The 251-nt window shown below is 55.4% G+C and carries 1 protein-coding gene; it reads right to left on the reverse strand.

Going from position 1 to position 251, the window contains the following annotated elements; translation table 11 throughout:
* On the reverse strand, positions 1–251 hold a 251-nt coding region (locus tag HMPREF2635_RS02965), incomplete at both ends, for a YPDG domain-containing protein (protein WP_210385851.1).

The following is a 251-nucleotide window of genomic DNA, read 5'->3' on the forward strand; positions in this document are numbered from 1 at the left end:
TAGAACCATCCGGGTAAGTCACAACAACCGGAACAGTGATCTTGTCACCCGGCTTCGCATCCTCCGGAACCTTCACGGTGATCTCACCAGTGTTCTCATCAATGGTCACACCATCCGGAACGTTCTCACCCGGGGTGAACTTCGTGCCCTCCGGAGCCTTGGTGTCCTTGCCGTCCTTGTCCTTGAACTCAGGAGCAGGAACCTTAACATCCTCACCCGGCTTACCAGAACCATCCTCATAACCAGGCTCG

This window comes from Corynebacterium sp. HMSC035E02, from assembly GCF_001836065.1.
In the GTDB taxonomy this organism is placed as follows: domain Bacteria; phylum Actinomycetota; class Actinomycetes; order Mycobacteriales; family Mycobacteriaceae; genus Corynebacterium; species Corynebacterium hiratae.